Raw genomic sequence first — 14,541 nt, 5'->3', positions numbered from 1 at the left:
ACTCACTCTGTCGCCTCTATTGTCTCTGCCCCGACGTTGGCTGTGGCGGATTGACTTTTCGCCCTGGTCAACATCAGCTCGCTTAACTCTGATGCCAACACCATGAACGCGACCGCAGTGTTCGCGATGTTCTTGATTGTTTTGGTTTTTGTGATGGCATTGAAGATCTCTTTGTAATTGCTCTCCGCAACCAGATAGACCTTGTCAGCACTGGCGATTTCAGAGGCTTCGAGCAGGATCTTGTCGAGTTCTGCAACTTCTTCCGGGAGAAACCAAAGCACGATCTTCTCTGTTCTGACCGGCTCTGCTCCAAACCCGCTGAATTCAATATCCTTGAGCTGCTGCACATCTTCAGAATCCAGACCTGAGTACAACTGCGCCTCAATCGAACTCAACTCTTCGTACAATTCCCGCAGCAACTGATCATCGTCCGTTCCCGAGATCGCGTTGTGACTCAGCTGCTTTGCGACCTTCGCTTCGTTTCGTTGATGTGGAATTGAGAGTACCACGATCGATTCGAAACCAGCCTCCTTGGCCGCTTTGACCCTGTGATTCCCACTAATCACTTCCAGTTCTTCTTCCGGGCAATTTCTGTAATCAAGCCCATCTTTGACTGGATGGACCAGGGGAATGGAAGACAACATCTCATCTTTGGTGACGTTCTTCGTGAGCTGCGAAAACGTTTCCTTTTTCATGAACCGGGCGTTCTTCGTGAGAAGCCGTAATCGACGAGGATTCACCAGCCGAAAGCAGGCTTTGCCGCCGTAGATCTGCTCGCTTATTTCCGAGAGTCGGACGCCGATGTCTTGCGGTATTTCTTCAGCCATTTCTGCTTGATCTCCTCTAAAGTTTGACCTTCATATTTCGCTGTGTAATTCAAGGCGAATCGGTTTCCCTCCTGCTTTCGACTGTAGAGTTGCATCACCCCGCGATATTTCATCGACACCGGGTTTGCCGAAAATGCAGTGGTCGCAAGGTAAGAGATGTCTGACGTCAACCGCTTCTGCAGCGACTCGCGGACCTCCTGAGACAGAGCACACATCACGGTCAGCTTGCTGATTTTGTCAACGTTCGAAGGCAGCGTCAGATCGCACATCATGTAAATGAGATCGGACTTCCGAACTTCTCCATCAATCAAGAACCCGCTCTGGCTGGTCTGCTGAAACATCATGAGCGCAAACAGCTTTTTATCCAGCAATAGTCCATAGCAAAACTGGGCGGGCGACTGCGCTACCGCTGTTGAAACATAGATCTCACGAATGTACTGAGCCTCCGGGTAGGCCATCGGAATCAGCTCGAGTTGTGAATCGGAGGTGACGTCGTCTGTTTCCTGGAGTCGCGGCAAACGGCAGACATGGCTCTTCTGCTTTCTTCGAAGAACCCGTGTCTCAATCCCGTCGATATTCGAATACAAATAGATGTTCACACCCGTACCCCGCGGTGAGAACGAAATTGGTGGACCTGCAACCTCCTCCATCTCAGGGGGAGGATTCTCTGCGGCCAACAGCCACTTCCCGCCCCAATCGCGAAGCTTCGATGCAAACTGAGTCCCACTCGTCAACTCCTTGTATTTTGGCGGGGACCACACGAACGCTTCCTGCAGCGTCTTGTAGAGCTTTTCGTATCCATTCGAGTACGTTGGCGGAAATGAGAGGATTGCCGAATCCTTCGAGACGCCATCAACTCGGTCCCACCCATCTTCAGCGTAGAACGCATTGAGCTGGACCTGATTTTGCTTCTTCTGAATGCGAAGAATCGTCTTCTCACAGAGATCTTTCAGCCGGGAAACGTACGCATCCCACATTCGCATCTGAAAACGATTATTGCGTTTTTCGAACTGCATCATGTCCAGGACGATCGCAATTGCCGCCGCGCGTCCTTCGCGAGTTTTCATGAACGGCTGCAGTGCTTCCAGCTCTGGAAACTTCCCGGAGAGAGAAATCTCCAGTTCCTTCCCGCACAGGGCAGAACCGAGTGCTGACGTGTACAGACTCACATCGCAACCGCTGATCGCCCCTTCGTAGCCATTCAATCGCAGTGTCGTCTCAACCGAAAAGTTTCCGGAACAGATCACCTGGACCTTGTTTGGCAATCTCGGAATGTAGCTCGCGATAATCTTGCGAGCATTGGCATGAACTACGCCCTGAAACATGGACTCTTCCCCCATCTACCGCAATCAGCTTGCGGCTGCTGAGTTCAATACTACTCGTTGTCGAGCAGATTGCGAGTCTAACTTCCTCTCTTACTCACGAAAGAGCCATTGTGTTTTGTTCACCTGGTCCTTCGATGGTGTGCTCTCGGGGACATCGACTTTCTTCGCTGGCTTCTCCTTCATGTCGACATAGCGAGGAAAAGCATCCCGGTCAGGGAAGTCCATTTCACAGACAACAATTCCCAGATTTTCCTCAAACCACTCCGCCACTCTGCGACGATGGCAAAAGATTTTGGGTGACTCCCAGCAGAGCAGCACGCCTTGCTCCGGCAAGCTGTCGAACACTTCTTGAGGGTCCAAAGTCTTCAGGATCTGGTTGAACTCCCGGATATATTCTTCGCGGGTCATTCCAAGCATCTCTTTGCGTGGCGCCAGTCTCTTCTCGGATGGTCCACGAAAATACCATGGCGGGTTGACTGCAATTCCAACTGCCGTAAACCCTGGTGGAATCTTCTTCACTCTCGCGAAATTACTGGTCATTAACATTTCAGCGTTCTTCTTAAAAAGGGACTTCCTGGAGGTCAGGGAACACTTCTTCTTCGGAGGGTGCCGTTTCGCCAAATGCCAGTTTCCAGGCTTTTGACATCACCACTTCGACATCTTCTCTCACAACTCTCGGTGACATGAGGTATTCAAAAACCTTCTGCGCCGTTGCTAACGGATCATCTGCTCTCAGTGTGGGGTGATTCGTTGCCAATATTCGACTGATATCATCAAACCCGCGAATGACCGTCATATCGGAGTCTCCCACAACCTTCTGGAGATCGTGAGTCAGCGTCTTCCACCAGGCAAACCGGATGTGAGCCCACTGGGGAAAGATCAAACCATAAGCGTTGATTCGAATGGACTGATCTTCATCCGCAAATTCCTTCTCAATTTCCCGAAGGCCATCGTAGGCATTTCGCAGATCGACATACTCATAACCGCGCACTTTGCACGCCAGCTTCCAAAACCGTAAATACTCCCGATTCATGACGACTCCACAAACACGAAATCCTAACTTTCATACGTGCATGCAACGTGCACGGCTCAAAATGTTTATGGAGATTTCCTCTTACATCATGGGCTGTAAAGTTCGCCGCAGTTCCTTGGCAGCCAGAATTCTCTCTCTCACGCTCGACTTCTCGTCCATCATGATCGCCTTCAGGGCAACGTAATGGTCGAGCTTCTCGATCAGAGTGCTTCCTTGACTTGTCGCACGAATCTGAGCACGCGCGCGAGAGAGATACACTTCACAAGTGCGAGCTTTAACGTTGTAGAGCCCCATGAGTGTCTTTTTGATCTCGTGTTTCTTCCATTGTGCCAGGATCATACTGACGGTCTTTTGAACGCGAGCCTCGAACTCATCGCGTGTGGGTTTGACTGGCATGTGCTGTTCCTTTCCCTCCGTTCCCTGTCCCTTTCCTCTACTCCCCCACTCCATGGGCGTCTTGACTTTCATTTGGGATCAACTCAATGTTTGCCTTTGCGGCGTACTCTGTGAGGATCGCTACTGCGTTTTCCGATCGTTTGATCTTTCTGACGATCCGTGGGTACTGCATGCGGCGGAACGTGAGCAGCAAGGCGTAGGTTGTAGTGAGTTTGATCTCGCCGACAGCACTGGGGTGCAGGTTTGCCATGATGTCCTTCCTGTAGTTGCGTTTTGATTATCGTGGGGGCGACTCGGTTGCCGCGTTACATTGGAACTTCTCGCTGATGCAGTGCATCTGACACTTCCAGCTGCCCTGCCAGATCTGCTTTCACCTTGGGGTGAGCCAAATAGGCTTTGATGTGCCGTAACGAGTCCTCTTGCGTTGAGACGATCCAATCCAGGTAAATGAGAGGAATCTCCTCCAATGGCATTCCCCGGTATTTCCCAAACGGCATCCCATACGCCCCCAGCCTTCCAAGTGGCTCTGTTACTTCCAGCACCTCTTGAGGAGGTATGAGTTCGGCCTGAAGGACTTCGATAAATCTCCGGGCGGCGGGATCGTGTGGCAGATCAGTCTGTACCATCTCCACGATCTGTTTTGCCAACTTCCCGGCCGCTACGCGGTCCTCGATAATCTTTGCTTCCTTGGGGTCCATCGAAATCACCTGCACGGTTCGGCACCGGCTGCCATCAGAAAAGAAAAGATCCCCAGCACATTGGCGTAATGGTCGGCCAACACCCGGAGATCATGAGAAAAAACTCGAAGTGGACTACTCTGTGATGGAAACAATGTCGAACTGAGCAGCAAATTCGGCGGCTTCTGCGTGGCGATTCTCCCCGAGAAAACCCTCTGTGTGATACGTGCCGTCTAGAAAATATGTGACGCAAACCATCGCTTCGACCTCTACTCAAATCGGCTTTGAGCTGCCTTGTTGAAGTGAATTTCAACATCAAAATCTTACCATTTGTACACGCAAAATGAAAGATTGATGGTCAGGAATTAACGGAAGTTTTTCCGTCGTTCACCCACACGGAGTGAGAGCCGGTGAGCCATCTCAGCGCTGACCAATCCCTGCTCTCCAGTGAAATAAATCGCGTCCTCGATATTGGCAAGTTGATCGATGCCTTTCACGTCTTTGATCGCATCCAGGATTCGAAGCTCCCACTTCTTTGGTGTCTCTCCTTCTCTCAGGCTCAACGGATCATCTTCAACGATCTCAACGTCAGGAATGGTCTCGTTGTCGCTCTCGTGATCCTCTGGGACGTCCTGATGATCAACACCGGGGTTTGGTTCGATCGCGCTGTCCTCACTATCAGACTCGACGTCTGCCGTCGGTCTCTGATAGGGACGTACAGCATCGTCGAACCGTGAACCGATTCCATCGATCGTGAGTCGCTTCGGTTCTTCGATGGTGACGTACCGGGCCTCAAATTGCTCTTCTCGACCAGCGAGGCGGAGTACTTCCACTGCGACGGGAAGCTCCCCGCGATTGATTGAGTCGCGAATCAAGGTCTTTCGAGCCATCGACGACCAAGCCGTGTTCCAGGCATTGTCGTCTTTCTTCCATGCTTTGCTGTATTTCCTTTTGTGACTTTCAATTCTCTTTCGACTCCAGACGTTGCGGCAAATCACAGCGCCGGTTTCCATATCCTTCGCAATCAAATAAACGTGGGTGACGTCACTGTCTTCGCAATCGCCTTCACCGCTTTGGTCGGGAATGTGAACGATCCGGTCCTCATCCCCCTCCTCGTAGTGAAACTGATCGCCTTTATAGACGCATCTCGTTTTAATGTTGATTTTGTCGTGACGCCGGACCAGATCCAGTAGCCCCTTGTACCCAGGCATGAGCTTGCATTCCGATTTGTACGGAACCAGATAGGCATGCCCCAGAGTCCCATCAATCTGCAATCCAAGCTGGGCCGCTTCTCCGATGGAGGCAAAGATTGATTCGGGAGTACAGTTCAGCAAATCGGGGTTGTCACGAAATGAACTCAGGACCAACCGTGTGAGCCTCTCAACGGTCAAACCGCAGCTCTTGGGGAGACTGTTGATCAACTTTGTTCTCTGGTCAGACAGAATTGACTCAAACGCACTCATGCGGCGGTTCAGCGTCTCCTTCTTGTTCGCCATCACGGTGATGCCATTGACTGGGGCTGCTTCCGGCTCTTTCGGAAGTGTCGCCCCTCTCTTACCGTTCGAAGTGTTCGCATGGACCATCTGGCTTCTCCAACATTGGGGGTGATGAAATATTCACTCAAATCAGGAAACGACGTTCGAGACAATTTTGACGTCATCCTCGCCGGGATCTGAGAAGTCACCGGTCTCGCGACATTCCAGCAACTGCACAATCGCCTGCTCCCATTTCGCACGCGCTCGCAACCGATCGTCTTCCGAAATACGAACGATGTCACAGGCCAGTTGCTCAATTCCCCTCACTGCGAGACGGCACTTCTCCATTTGCGGCAGCCCGAATTCGTGAGAGCCGTCCATCGTGGCGTTGGCAATTTTCTTGCAAATCGTCTTTCCGATCGGCACGAAGATAAAATTGGTGTTTTCAAACGGGATACCTGACGTCTCTACCAATCCATCGGTGTAATGAGCGTCTTGTACCCAATACAGTCGATTCCTGATGTCTGAGCGAAACTTTGCTGCTTCGGAGTTCACAGCGGTCTTCAGATCGAAAACCCATCCCTCTTGATTGGGGAGTACGAAATCCATGTCTGTGCGACACCGCAGTTTTACGGTACGTGGACCAAACCTCGTCTCAACTGTCTTTTCCCAGAAGATCTCTCGTTCGCGGGAGGCATTTGGATTGTCGATCAGGTTACCGATTCTCGCCCGGACTGCGGCAGCACAAACAGCGATAAGCCACCATTGCTTTTCTGTGACGACGATCTTCTTTTCTCGATGGCAGCGAGCTTCAAACCGATCCCAGATCTTCCCGCTGCGAACCTTTCCATCCCACACTGCGACTTCTTCTTCAAATCGCTCCGGCTCAAGCAACAGGAGGTGAACGACAGTTCCAACGGTCAGGTTGTCGTCGAACTTATCATCCCCGAATTCCTTGTACCGCCCCTCTTTCTCAGCAAGGTACAAGCGTCGGCTGGATATGAACTGCACCAGTTCTGAACGTGAAATTTCCGGTCGACTGTGATAATCCACCACGTTTGCAACAGCAGACTCTGTGCTCATAAGACTCTCCTGCTCGATTCGGCATCGAGCTGCCTTGTGAAACAGTTTTGTTTCACGATACATCCAATACGGACCAACGTACCGGAGGGATCATTGAATTCCTGGATAATGTGACGGTTAACAGCAGTTCATGTAGCGATTGATGATCAACAGGGACAACAAGCTTCTAAACATTCCTTTTGATGCTCAGCAACACGTCTAACGCCGCGTGGCTCTGTCCAAGGAGTAATAGTTCTCTGTCGCCCGTTCAACTTTCAAGGCGAGCTCGGGAGGGATCCCGTGGATGAGTGAAACTTCCGCTTGGATATGCTCTATGCCTTCAACAATCGTTGGCTGCGCTGGGATTTCCAGAAACGATCGAACTGAATCGATGTCACCAGGATAGGCATCCCGTCTCTCTCTCGTTGCGAGCCCCCATTCGGCCCGCCAGATACTCAGAGTTCGCACTCCGATGTCCAACTCCCTCGCTGCACGACAGAATTTGAATTTTTTGGATGCCATCATGCAGACCGCACGCATCGCTGCCAGTAAGGGGCCTGTTTTCGGCATCATGGTGTCACCGCTTTCAAAGCCTGCATTCCGTGACGATCGCGAATGGCTTCGACAATGCCCGCACGGATTTTGTTCGTCGGCTCCTGAAGTCCAAGCACGCACTGACCAATCCATGCCAGCCCGTACGCGTCAGACTGATTGTCGTCTTTGATTTGTATTCCAGTGCGAATGCTGACGGCAGAGACCATCTCTGATTTCCCCGCGTTCCCTTTCCCTGTCACAAACTTTTTCAATTCGTTCGGTGTCACTTCGATCAAGCGAACTTTGAATGCCTGGGAGATCTTCAGACGTAAATAACATCCAAATTCTCCTGCAGTGTGCGCTCGTGTATTCTTCGAACCAAACGAATACGCCTCGATGAAAATTGGAAGCGACGTTTCCCTGACTGCCTCAGCCACCTTTGTGGCGAGTTTCCCGTATCTCTCGAGACGGGATTCCCAAGTGAGTCCCTCTGCCCCCTGTGAGACCGTTTTCAATTCCGGTGCTTCTCCAATCTCCAGTCGGCAGATTGCAAACCCCGACATGGATGGATCGAGTCCGATGACTGCTCCCATGCTTCTACCTTTCGATTGCTTCTGAAGGCGGAGGAATACCAAAATCATACCCGGCAATCAGATCACCAAGTGTTTTACTTATGAAGGACTTCGCCGCCTCTTCGTCTCCTTCGTGAGCATCGATCGCAGCATCAAATGCAATCAGGAGTGCTCTTCCAGAGACAACGCGAAGATCTGCGACCGAGTTCACCTCGTCGGTGGCGTCGCGTAACCCCTCACTCCATTCACGGAGTTTTCTATCAATCCTGTCCATGGGTTCCTGCGAGATATTTTTGTGCCGCCCGGCGAATAGCTGCTCCACTGTCAAAGTTTTTCTGCAGTATCTGGACATCATCCCGAATCCCATCCACCTGCTCTTTCTTGATTCCCAGGATTCGAGCCATATCTGGATCAAATCCACTTTCCGAAAGAAGGTAATAAGCGGTCACCTGCTTCGTCTGTCCATCTCGATGAAGACGGCCGATCAACTGTTCGATCACTGCAGGAGTCCAGTCAAGCTCCCCTATCACGATTGTGTTGCTGACTGCCTGAAGTCCGTCGAGCCCAACGCCACTTCTCAGAGACATGATCAGAATGGGCGTTTCCCCTTTGAGGAATCGCTCCTTCTCTTTGACTTTTTGAGCATCAGTTTCACTGCCGGTATACATCGATGGCTTGAATTGTTTGAGCTTCTCCAACCAGATCGAATAGACCTGTCGGTGCCAGCCCGCCAGAATGACCCGTTCTCCGGATTCAACCAGCATTTGCACGAACGCTGCAACATAAGGAGCTTTTGAAATTCCCGTCGCTTGTCGGAGCAACAGTGAAAGTTGCCCCATCGCGGTCATCTGCTCGACTTTGCTGCTCATCTTGTTGTTTTGGTTGAGGATAATCCTCGCCAGCTCACCGGCCTCATAATTCACCTTCGCCAGTGCTGAGGCATCTGAGTCAATGTGCTGGAGAATCTTCATCACCTGAGGCAATTCTCGACCGATGTCCGCCCGGGTTCTGCGAATCATCAGTCGCTCAGATTTCAGCCATGATCCGAGCGCTGCAGCGTTCTTGACGATGGGCTTATCAGTGGCAGCACCTGGACACCACTCCCTGAGAAACTCCGCCCACGATCCAAACACACCGGGGGAAATGCACTCCATCACGTTGAACATTTCACCACCGTAATTTGCGATAGGAGTTCCGCTCAGCCCGAGTCTGAATGGCATCGCTGATGCGATTCTCTTCGCGGCGGCATACTTTTCGGACTCATTACGCCGAAGTCCATGCACCTCATCGAACACCACAAATGTGCAGTACGAACTCAGTATTTCCTTCCAGCCACTGATCCCCATATCCGAGATGATGAGGACGTCAGGACCTCTCCCGTTGAACCGGGGAAGCTCATAAGGGGTCGTTCTCTTGATTACATGCACGTTCAGATTCGGCGCGAACTTCTTCACCTCAGATTCCCACTGAATTCTGAGATGCGGAGGGCAGACCACAACGCAAGGCAATGCCCTTTTGTCGCTCATGCAGGTAATTGCTGAAACAGTCTTCCCGAGGCCCAGTTCATCAGCGAGCAACAACCTTCCCGTCCCCAGCACAACCTCTGCCGCTATTGACTGATAGGGGCGGGGTGGAATCGCCATATCGAAGGATCGAGGCACGTAGTTCCCATCGAACATTTCATCGAGACGTTGAATGTTTTCGTGGTATCCATCCACTTCCTGTTGGAGTCGAGCCCAGTCTTCCTGGCTGATGTTCAACGGATATCTCTGCATGAACCAGTGGAGATCCACACAGGCGTCGATCGTCTCTTTGATGCACAGCTTGTTCTCGTTTTCTTTCAGTTTCCGAAACAACTGCTTTGCACGCATCCTCACATGCGGTTCGCAGTTCAATTCCCATTGGTTTCCCCGGAACTGGATTGACCCGTAAGTCCGACTCTTCACCACGGTTCCCTCACCTTAATTAAACAATGACAGAGTTGATTTCTTTGGCAGATACCACCGCAGAACATAGGGGTTCCAGATGTTCCGGTGAGACATTCATCATCAGCAGCACTCCATTGGAATTCTCCAGATCGACCTTTGCCACGGTTCCACCGTTGACCATGATTCTCCTCCTGATGAACGCCACGGAACCAGCTTTCAATCGTGTTCCATAGATGTCCTGGAGATCCTTAACCACTCTCACCGCATCATTCATTCAACAACCCGTCATTTATGAAGTTAAAACGCCATCTCGAAGCTCAACGAAATAGTCTGCTTCCGAGCATTCAACACTTGTCTATTATCTTTTCCGACGTACTGAGTTTCCGGTCGCTGCAAAGTGGTAATGTGTGGACTCGTTGACGTTACCGACACTAGCTTACGAGGGCGTCGGGGGTTGTGATTCATTCAATTGGCTATCTCCTCAATTCCAATGAACGAAAAATCTAAGTAGCACGATCCGGTAAAAGACAGTGTGTAGCAGAGCCGTCCGTGCAGCTTTGCTGTTGCGTCTCCGATCTGTCTGAGTGCGAATGTTGACGTCACTTCTTTGATGACATCATCAGGTTTCGACGGAAGGTCGACCCAAGGAACGGCGATTAGATCGAAGTCACGTTGAAGACTTCCGTGAACCGCAAGAGCGAACCCGTGATTTCGACAGATGATCGCCAAGTCGGGGTACAACGACGCATACAGGGGCCCATACGTAGGCTGGCCGTTCATTTTCCCTCCTTCGCTTGCTCTGCGAATGCGTCGTCGATTCGATTGATCAGCTTCAGGTTTAATGCTCTGACGACGGCTTCAGCGTGTTCGAGATGCTTGACATTGATCACTTGCAGTTGGTCTCCTGAGTCCTTGAGAAGTGCTTTAAGTTCATTCATGCCGCCAAGATCTCCCGAGTGATTGCTGCGCCAACGTTGGGTGAGACCGAGTTACCGATCTGCCGCGTGATTTGAGTTGCAGTTCCCTTGAAAATGTAGTCGGCTGGGAAGCCCTGAGCCGCGGACAACTCATGGTTCTTAAGCATGCGAAAGCCGATATCGGCCACACCGAGTTCCGCCATCGTTGCAAGTAATTTGGCCATCGCTGGAGTTGTGGCGAGAGGGATGGACTGACATGCAGGATCAATAATTGCCGTCACAAGGGCGTGACGATCTTTAGTGACAATCGTTGGAATTGGAGCATGGATCGAAGAACCGTCACCGTTTCCGTAATACTGCGAGAGAAAGGGAACAACGACCGCGCCGGGCACATGCGAAGCGGTGATTGTCGGAAGTGGTTCTTCCACTCCTCGGCAACGCTTCAAAGCGTGATGATCGTAAAAGCCCTGCCGAGGAAGGACGTAAGGAACCGCGACGGCTTGATTTGCCTTGGTCACAAAAGTGAACGCAGGATCTTCAACAGACCGCACTCTTCGCTCGTTACCGCTGGCATTGTCAAACTGAACCATGTACGGAACAGTGAGGGCGTGATGATCCACGGTCGTGATGGTTCGCAGTGATTCATCAATTCCAGATGCGTGGTCGCATTGTCCGTCCTTCGTCCCAAACTGGCGAGAAATGAACGGCACCATGATTCCGTGGTTTTCCCTTGCAGCTACGATCGTTGGAACGGGCTGATCGACAGTTCGACTCCTTCCGGCCCCCCTTCCGATAGACTGATATTGCATGGGAACCGCGATACCGTGATGGCGTCCACCAGCCGTGATTGTTCCAAGCGGATCAGCCGCTCCAGACGCCGTCATGTTGTTTCTGATTCGCACGACGAACGGTTCGACAAACCGCCGCAAGCCTGCTTCGATTCGCAGAAGCGTGTTGTCCTTCAGTTGGTTCTTGCGGGAAAAAATCGACGGACAGGGGACCGACCAATCGATGATTTCATACGCTGGCCGCCACGGCATTCTCTGCATTCCAGGAAGTGCCGTCCCTGGGTGCTTTGAATGCGTTGGCTCAGGAAACGGAGCAGATCGATTCCCCTTGCGACAGATCACGAATAACCGATCCCGCGATGTTGCCGCTCCGAAATCAGCAGCGTTCATGCAGTCCATTTCGATGCGATAGCCCATTGATTTGATCGCAGCGATCCACGCTTCGAAGATCTTCCCTTTGCCGGATTGAAGAGGACGGCCGTCTCGCCCCACTGGTCCCCAGTTACGAAACTCTTTCACGTTTTCGAAGCACAGATAACTGGGACGGTGATATTCAATCCACGGCATCAAGTCCCATGCCCCAGCCCGCTGTTGGTCCGATGTCGGCTTTCCACCGCGTGCATTACTGTGATGAGTGCACTCGGGCGACGCGAAGAAGATATGATGTTTCGGAGCTTCTCCCGGTGACGTCAGATCAACGCGAGAATTCACATGCTTGGCATTCGGGAAGTTTGCACTGTGTGTCTGGACGGCGACGTCCCAATGATTGAGAGCGAACACAACCTCCGCTTCGCCAGTCATCTCAGCACCAATTGAGGTTCCACCAGCTCCGCAGTACAGGTCGACCACTTTGGTTTTGCTCATTGTTCTTTTTTCCACGGTGCATGGATGCATTAAAAGGTTGCCCCGCTTTACGCCCGGGGCCACGGCGAACGGATTCTCAAAAGTTGCGACTGTCGTTAGCCGTAGCATCCGGATTTCAGAGGTGGTCTGGTTCGTCCAATCGCTCGATCATCTATTGACGTATCTTGTTGCATCCAAAGATGCGTATGTTCACGCCATCTTTCATTCAGCCAGTTGACTTGCTGGTCTCGAGTTTGTGCGTAACTATTACTTCGTCCCTGGCCTGGTGGCTTGCTGTACTTGCGACCAGCGCGGTCTGCCTCTGCTGTCATGCTGCACTCCAAGCAATCCCGATTGATGATTGCTAAAGACACACTTACCGACATCCGGAGTCGGTTCCGTACTGATCTCAACGCGAATCGATGCTTCTCGGATCAGAGTATTCTTCAAAGATTGGGAATCAGATCAGTCCCGATAGCAAATAAACCCTCACTGGTTTTTCGTTCATTTCCTCTGCTTCAATGCGATGATTCGGCTTGGTCGTGACGACCACGATCCCCTTCACTTGTTCGATCTTCGAATACCGATAGACCTGCTCAATCAGATCCGATACACCGCCTTGAATTTTGACTTCAATGACGATCTCGCCGTTGCACAAAAAGTCTGGTCGGTCCTTTCCGAACACGACTTCCTGGCGAAATTCAATCCCCTCGTTCCTGAGAACTGACGCGATTGATTCGTGCAGCTTAAATTCCGTGGTTGCCATAGGAATGCTCCATGACTGCAACACCTTGACGAGTTCATCGACAGTCATTCTCCACACATTCCTTTAAGTGAAAAACGTTGGCCACCAGGATCGATGACCAACGATTTCGGGACCACTTAGTTCACGACGGGATGTTCTTCTTCCGCCTCTTCGAACTGCGGCTCATCTTCCGAGTCATCATCTTCTGATGAGTCTGCTGAGACCGTGTGCAAAAAATCACGAACAGACGATGAAGCTGAATCCATCTCCATTTCCATCAAGCGGACAGAGGCGGCGCTTGCGGCAGATTCAATTGCCAGTGATTCGCTTTCTTCGGGCTCCGAGGTATGGAGCGGAATACGTCGACCGACGATCAATTCCCCGTCTTTCACCACGGAAAACGATCCGTGCCAAAGTCCCGTTTCTGGGTTTTGGCAGGTATGAATTGCGACCGCAACGTCGTCTGATTCCATCGGCACACTGCGAGAACCAACCAGGTCCGGATCGAACGTTGATTCGCCCGCAGAGTCGGATGGTGGATTCTCGAGCGTAAATGTCGTCTCGTTGCACGTTGGGCAGTTCGAAATCTCTGCATCACGGAACGATTCGCACTTCAGGCATTTTTTCAGGCGATTGTCGTGCTCTTCCTTGTCCGCATCGTTCTTTGCAGCTCCGTCGTTCAACAGCTGTTGAACGGCCTCTTCGACCTTCAGGCGTTTCTTCTCGCCCAGTCCCTTCACCTTCTTCGCCCACTGCGGATCAGTCTGCATCAGGTTGCACAGATCGCTGACTGTAACCAGCTTCTGATCGGCATCCATTAACGCCGAAATCACCGAGTCCGAAACACCATACATTTGCAGGATCGACAGATTCGCTTTGACTGAAAGGGTCTTGTTTTGCTCGGCTTTGGCGTACAACTCGCCCACTTTATTGAGAGCAGGTGTGCCTCGCATGGTGTCGGGATGTCCGGCAAACGGCAGGAACGGTTGCCCACTTTCCAATCCCGTAATGTCGCGAACAATCCGATTCAGATTCTCCTGTGCTTCCTCGTAACACTTCCGCTTCCGAGTCAATTCTTCCTTGGCCAAACGGGCTTCCTGCTGCGTTTGATCGACGATTGCCGACTGTGCAACGAGCGCATCAATTCGCTCGCGTAACTGTTCTTCAAGTTGCGACATGATTTTCCCCATTCAAAGTGTCGACAGAAATGCCCGTTTCTCTTGCTCTCAGGATTCTCTCCGCAATTTCGCGGCGATGAATCATCAACTCAGGCGCAGCAATAAGCCCGATCTTGGCTTTGTCCAATTTTGCACCGACCAATTTGATGATCAGAATTGGATTCTCTGGATCGCCAACGACGATTTCTTGCTCAACATCCCTGGATAGAACCAGCATTTTCACCTCCATTGTGAATTGACG

Annotated in this window: 20 protein-coding genes; all 20 read right to left on the bottom strand. The window is 51.5% G+C overall.

From position 1 onward, the window contains the following. Positions 1 to 2: 2 nt before the first annotated feature. A complete protein-coding gene (locus SH668x_RS06090; RefSeq protein ID WP_437187807.1) occupies positions 3 to 827 on the bottom strand; it encodes a ParB/Srx family N-terminal domain-containing protein in 825 nt (274 codons plus the stop codon). Further along, positions 779 to 2,152 (bottom strand): putative antirestriction adenine methyltransferase, encoded by a 1,374-nt coding sequence (locus tag SH668x_RS06085; protein WP_437187806.1) that lies wholly within the window; start codon positions 2,150 to 2,152, stop codon positions 779 to 781. The genes SH668x_RS06090 and SH668x_RS06085 overlap by 49 nt, the downstream gene beginning before the upstream one ends. A gap of 90 nt (positions 2,153 to 2,242) precedes the next feature. Beyond that, entirely contained in the window at positions 2,243 to 2,692 is a 450-nt protein-coding gene (locus SH668x_RS06080; RefSeq protein ID WP_437187805.1) for a hypothetical protein, read from the bottom strand. 19 nt (positions 2,693 to 2,711) lie between these two features. After that, on the bottom strand, positions 2,712 to 3,185 hold the full coding sequence (locus SH668x_RS06075; RefSeq protein ID WP_437187804.1) for a hypothetical protein: 474 nt from the start codon (positions 3,183 to 3,185) through the stop codon (positions 2,712 to 2,714). Between the two features lie 81 nt (positions 3,186 to 3,266). Beyond that, positions 3,267 to 3,581 carry a hypothetical protein gene (locus SH668x_RS06070; protein ID WP_437187803.1) on the bottom strand — a complete coding sequence of 105 codons (315 nt, stop codon included), beginning with the start codon at positions 3,579 to 3,581 and terminating at the stop codon, positions 3,267 to 3,269. Between the two features lie 37 nt (positions 3,582 to 3,618). Next, entirely contained in the window at positions 3,619 to 3,831 is a 213-nt protein-coding gene (locus SH668x_RS06065; protein WP_437187802.1) for a hypothetical protein, read from the bottom strand. 55 nt (positions 3,832 to 3,886) lie between these two features. After that, positions 3,887 to 4,279 carry a putative quorum-sensing-regulated virulence factor gene (locus SH668x_RS06060; RefSeq protein ID WP_437187801.1) on the bottom strand — a complete coding sequence of 131 codons (393 nt, stop codon included), beginning with the start codon at positions 4,277 to 4,279 and terminating at the stop codon, positions 3,887 to 3,889. A 344-nt stretch (positions 4,280 to 4,623) separates the two neighbouring features. After that, positions 4,624 to 5,841: a recombinase RecT gene (locus SH668x_RS06055; protein WP_437187800.1), complete on the bottom strand. Its 1,218-nt coding sequence runs from the start codon at positions 5,839 to 5,841 to the stop codon at positions 4,624 to 4,626. Positions 5,842 to 5,883: 42 nt separating this feature from the next. Continuing rightward, positions 5,884 to 6,816: a PD-(D/E)XK nuclease-like domain-containing protein gene (locus tag SH668x_RS06050; protein ID WP_437187799.1), complete on the bottom strand. Its 933-nt coding sequence runs from the start codon at positions 6,814 to 6,816 to the stop codon at positions 5,884 to 5,886. Between the two features lie 198 nt (positions 6,817 to 7,014). Further along, a complete protein-coding gene (locus SH668x_RS06045; RefSeq protein WP_437187798.1) occupies positions 7,015 to 7,368 on the bottom strand; it encodes a hypothetical protein in 354 nt (117 codons plus the stop codon). After that, positions 7,365 to 7,922, bottom strand: a complete 558-nt coding sequence (locus tag SH668x_RS06040) for a hypothetical protein (RefSeq protein ID WP_437187797.1) — start codon at positions 7,920 to 7,922, stop codon at positions 7,365 to 7,367. The genes SH668x_RS06045 and SH668x_RS06040 overlap by 4 nt, the downstream gene beginning before the upstream one ends. Before the next feature lie 4 nt (positions 7,923 to 7,926). Then, entirely contained in the window at positions 7,927 to 8,175 is a 249-nt protein-coding gene (locus SH668x_RS06035; protein WP_437187796.1) for a hypothetical protein, read from the bottom strand. Then, positions 8,162 to 9,847, bottom strand: a complete 1,686-nt coding sequence (locus tag SH668x_RS06030; protein WP_437187795.1) for a DEAD/DEAH box helicase — start codon at positions 9,845 to 9,847, stop codon at positions 8,162 to 8,164. Before SH668x_RS06030 ends, SH668x_RS06035 begins: the two co-directional genes overlap by 14 nt. Positions 9,848 to 9,866: 19 nt before the next feature. Next, the gene (locus SH668x_RS06025; protein ID WP_437187794.1) at positions 9,867 to 10,010 is read right to left on the bottom strand and encodes a hypothetical protein; all 144 of its coding nucleotides are present in this window, start codon (positions 10,008 to 10,010) and stop codon (positions 9,867 to 9,869) included. Positions 10,011 to 10,294: 284 nt separating this feature from the next. Further along, on the bottom strand, positions 10,295 to 10,609 hold the full coding sequence (locus SH668x_RS06020; protein ID WP_437187793.1) for a hypothetical protein: 315 nt from the start codon (positions 10,607 to 10,609) through the stop codon (positions 10,295 to 10,297). Beyond that, on the bottom strand, positions 10,606 to 10,767 hold the full coding sequence (locus SH668x_RS06015) for a hypothetical protein (RefSeq protein WP_437187792.1): 162 nt from the start codon (positions 10,765 to 10,767) through the stop codon (positions 10,606 to 10,608). The genes SH668x_RS06020 and SH668x_RS06015 overlap by 4 nt, the downstream gene beginning before the upstream one ends. Next, positions 10,764 to 12,398, bottom strand: a complete 1,635-nt coding sequence (locus tag SH668x_RS06010) for a DNA cytosine methyltransferase (protein ID WP_437187791.1) — start codon at positions 12,396 to 12,398, stop codon at positions 10,764 to 10,766. The genes SH668x_RS06015 and SH668x_RS06010 overlap by 4 nt, the downstream gene beginning before the upstream one ends. A 439-nt stretch (positions 12,399 to 12,837) precedes the next feature. Beyond that, positions 12,838 to 13,143 (bottom strand): hypothetical protein, encoded by a 306-nt coding sequence (locus SH668x_RS06005; RefSeq protein WP_437187790.1) that lies wholly within the window; start codon positions 13,141 to 13,143, stop codon positions 12,838 to 12,840. Positions 13,144 to 13,259: 116 nt separating this feature from the next. Next, positions 13,260 to 14,300, bottom strand: coding sequence for a hypothetical protein (locus SH668x_RS06000; RefSeq protein WP_437187789.1), 1,041 nt, complete (start codon positions 14,298 to 14,300; stop codon positions 13,260 to 13,262). Continuing rightward, positions 14,287 to 14,517 carry a carbon storage regulator gene (locus SH668x_RS05995; RefSeq protein WP_437187788.1) on the bottom strand — a complete coding sequence of 77 codons (231 nt, stop codon included), beginning with the start codon at positions 14,515 to 14,517 and terminating at the stop codon, positions 14,287 to 14,289. The genes SH668x_RS06000 and SH668x_RS05995 overlap by 14 nt, the downstream gene beginning before the upstream one ends. Between the last annotated feature and the right edge of the window lie 24 nt (positions 14,518 to 14,541).

This window comes from Planctomicrobium mucosum, from assembly GCF_051466335.1.
Taxonomy (GTDB): domain Bacteria; phylum Planctomycetota; class Planctomycetia; order Planctomycetales; family Planctomycetaceae; genus Planctomicrobium.
This window is presented reverse-complemented; position numbering and strand designations above follow the sequence as displayed.

What these genes read in the sequence shown, in the direction of transcription:
- SH668x_RS06065 (WP_437187802.1), bottom strand. Translation starts at nt 3,831, where the DNA reads ATGGCAAACCTGCACCCCAGTGCTGTCGGCGAGATCAAACTCACTACA.
- SH668x_RS06010 (WP_437187791.1), bottom strand. Translation starts at nt 12,398, where the DNA reads ATGAGCAAAACCAAAGTGGTCGACCTGTACTGCGGAGCTGGTGGAACC.
- SH668x_RS06000 (WP_437187789.1), bottom strand. Translation starts at nt 14,300, where the DNA reads ATGTCGCAACTTGAAGAACAGTTACGCGAGCGAATTGATGCGCTCGTT.
- SH668x_RS06035 (WP_437187796.1), bottom strand. Translation starts at nt 8,175, where the DNA reads ATGGACAGGATTGATAGAAAACTCCGTGAATGGAGTGAGGGGTTACGC.
- SH668x_RS06090 (WP_437187807.1), bottom strand. Translation starts at nt 827, where the DNA reads ATGGCTGAAGAAATACCGCAAGACATCGGCGTCCGACTCTCGGAAATA.
- SH668x_RS06060 (WP_437187801.1), bottom strand. Translation starts at nt 4,279, where the DNA reads ATGGACCCCAAGGAAGCAAAGATTATCGAGGACCGCGTAGCGGCCGGG.
- SH668x_RS06075 (WP_437187804.1), bottom strand. Translation starts at nt 3,185, where the DNA reads ATGAATCGGGAGTATTTACGGTTTTGGAAGCTGGCGTGCAAAGTGCGC.
- SH668x_RS05995 (WP_437187788.1), bottom strand. Translation starts at nt 14,517, where the DNA reads ATGCTGGTTCTATCCAGGGATGTTGAGCAAGAAATCGTCGTTGGCGAT.
- SH668x_RS06085 (WP_437187806.1), bottom strand. Translation starts at nt 2,152, where the DNA reads ATGTTTCAGGGCGTAGTTCATGCCAATGCTCGCAAGATTATCGCGAGC.
- SH668x_RS06040 (WP_437187797.1), bottom strand. Translation starts at nt 7,922, where the DNA reads ATGGGAGCAGTCATCGGACTCGATCCATCCATGTCGGGGTTTGCAATC.
- SH668x_RS06020 (WP_437187793.1), bottom strand. Translation starts at nt 10,609, where the DNA reads ATGAACGGCCAGCCTACGTATGGGCCCCTGTATGCGTCGTTGTACCCC.
- SH668x_RS06005 (WP_437187790.1), bottom strand. Translation starts at nt 13,143, where the DNA reads ATGGCAACCACGGAATTTAAGCTGCACGAATCAATCGCGTCAGTTCTC.
- SH668x_RS06045 (WP_437187798.1), bottom strand. Translation starts at nt 7,368, where the DNA reads ATGATGCCGAAAACAGGCCCCTTACTGGCAGCGATGCGTGCGGTCTGC.
- SH668x_RS06015 (WP_437187792.1), bottom strand. Translation starts at nt 10,767, where the DNA reads ATGAATGAACTTAAAGCACTTCTCAAGGACTCAGGAGACCAACTGCAA.
- SH668x_RS06070 (WP_437187803.1), bottom strand. Translation starts at nt 3,581, where the DNA reads ATGCCAGTCAAACCCACACGCGATGAGTTCGAGGCTCGCGTTCAAAAG.
- SH668x_RS06055 (WP_437187800.1), bottom strand. Translation starts at nt 5,841, where the DNA reads ATGGTCCATGCGAACACTTCGAACGGTAAGAGAGGGGCGACACTTCCG.
- SH668x_RS06025 (WP_437187794.1), bottom strand. Translation starts at nt 10,010, where the DNA reads ATGGTCAACGGTGGAACCGTGGCAAAGGTCGATCTGGAGAATTCCAAT.
- SH668x_RS06080 (WP_437187805.1), bottom strand. Translation starts at nt 2,692, where the DNA reads ATGACCAGTAATTTCGCGAGAGTGAAGAAGATTCCACCAGGGTTTACG.
- SH668x_RS06050 (WP_437187799.1), bottom strand. Translation starts at nt 6,816, where the DNA reads ATGAGCACAGAGTCTGCTGTTGCAAACGTGGTGGATTATCACAGTCGA.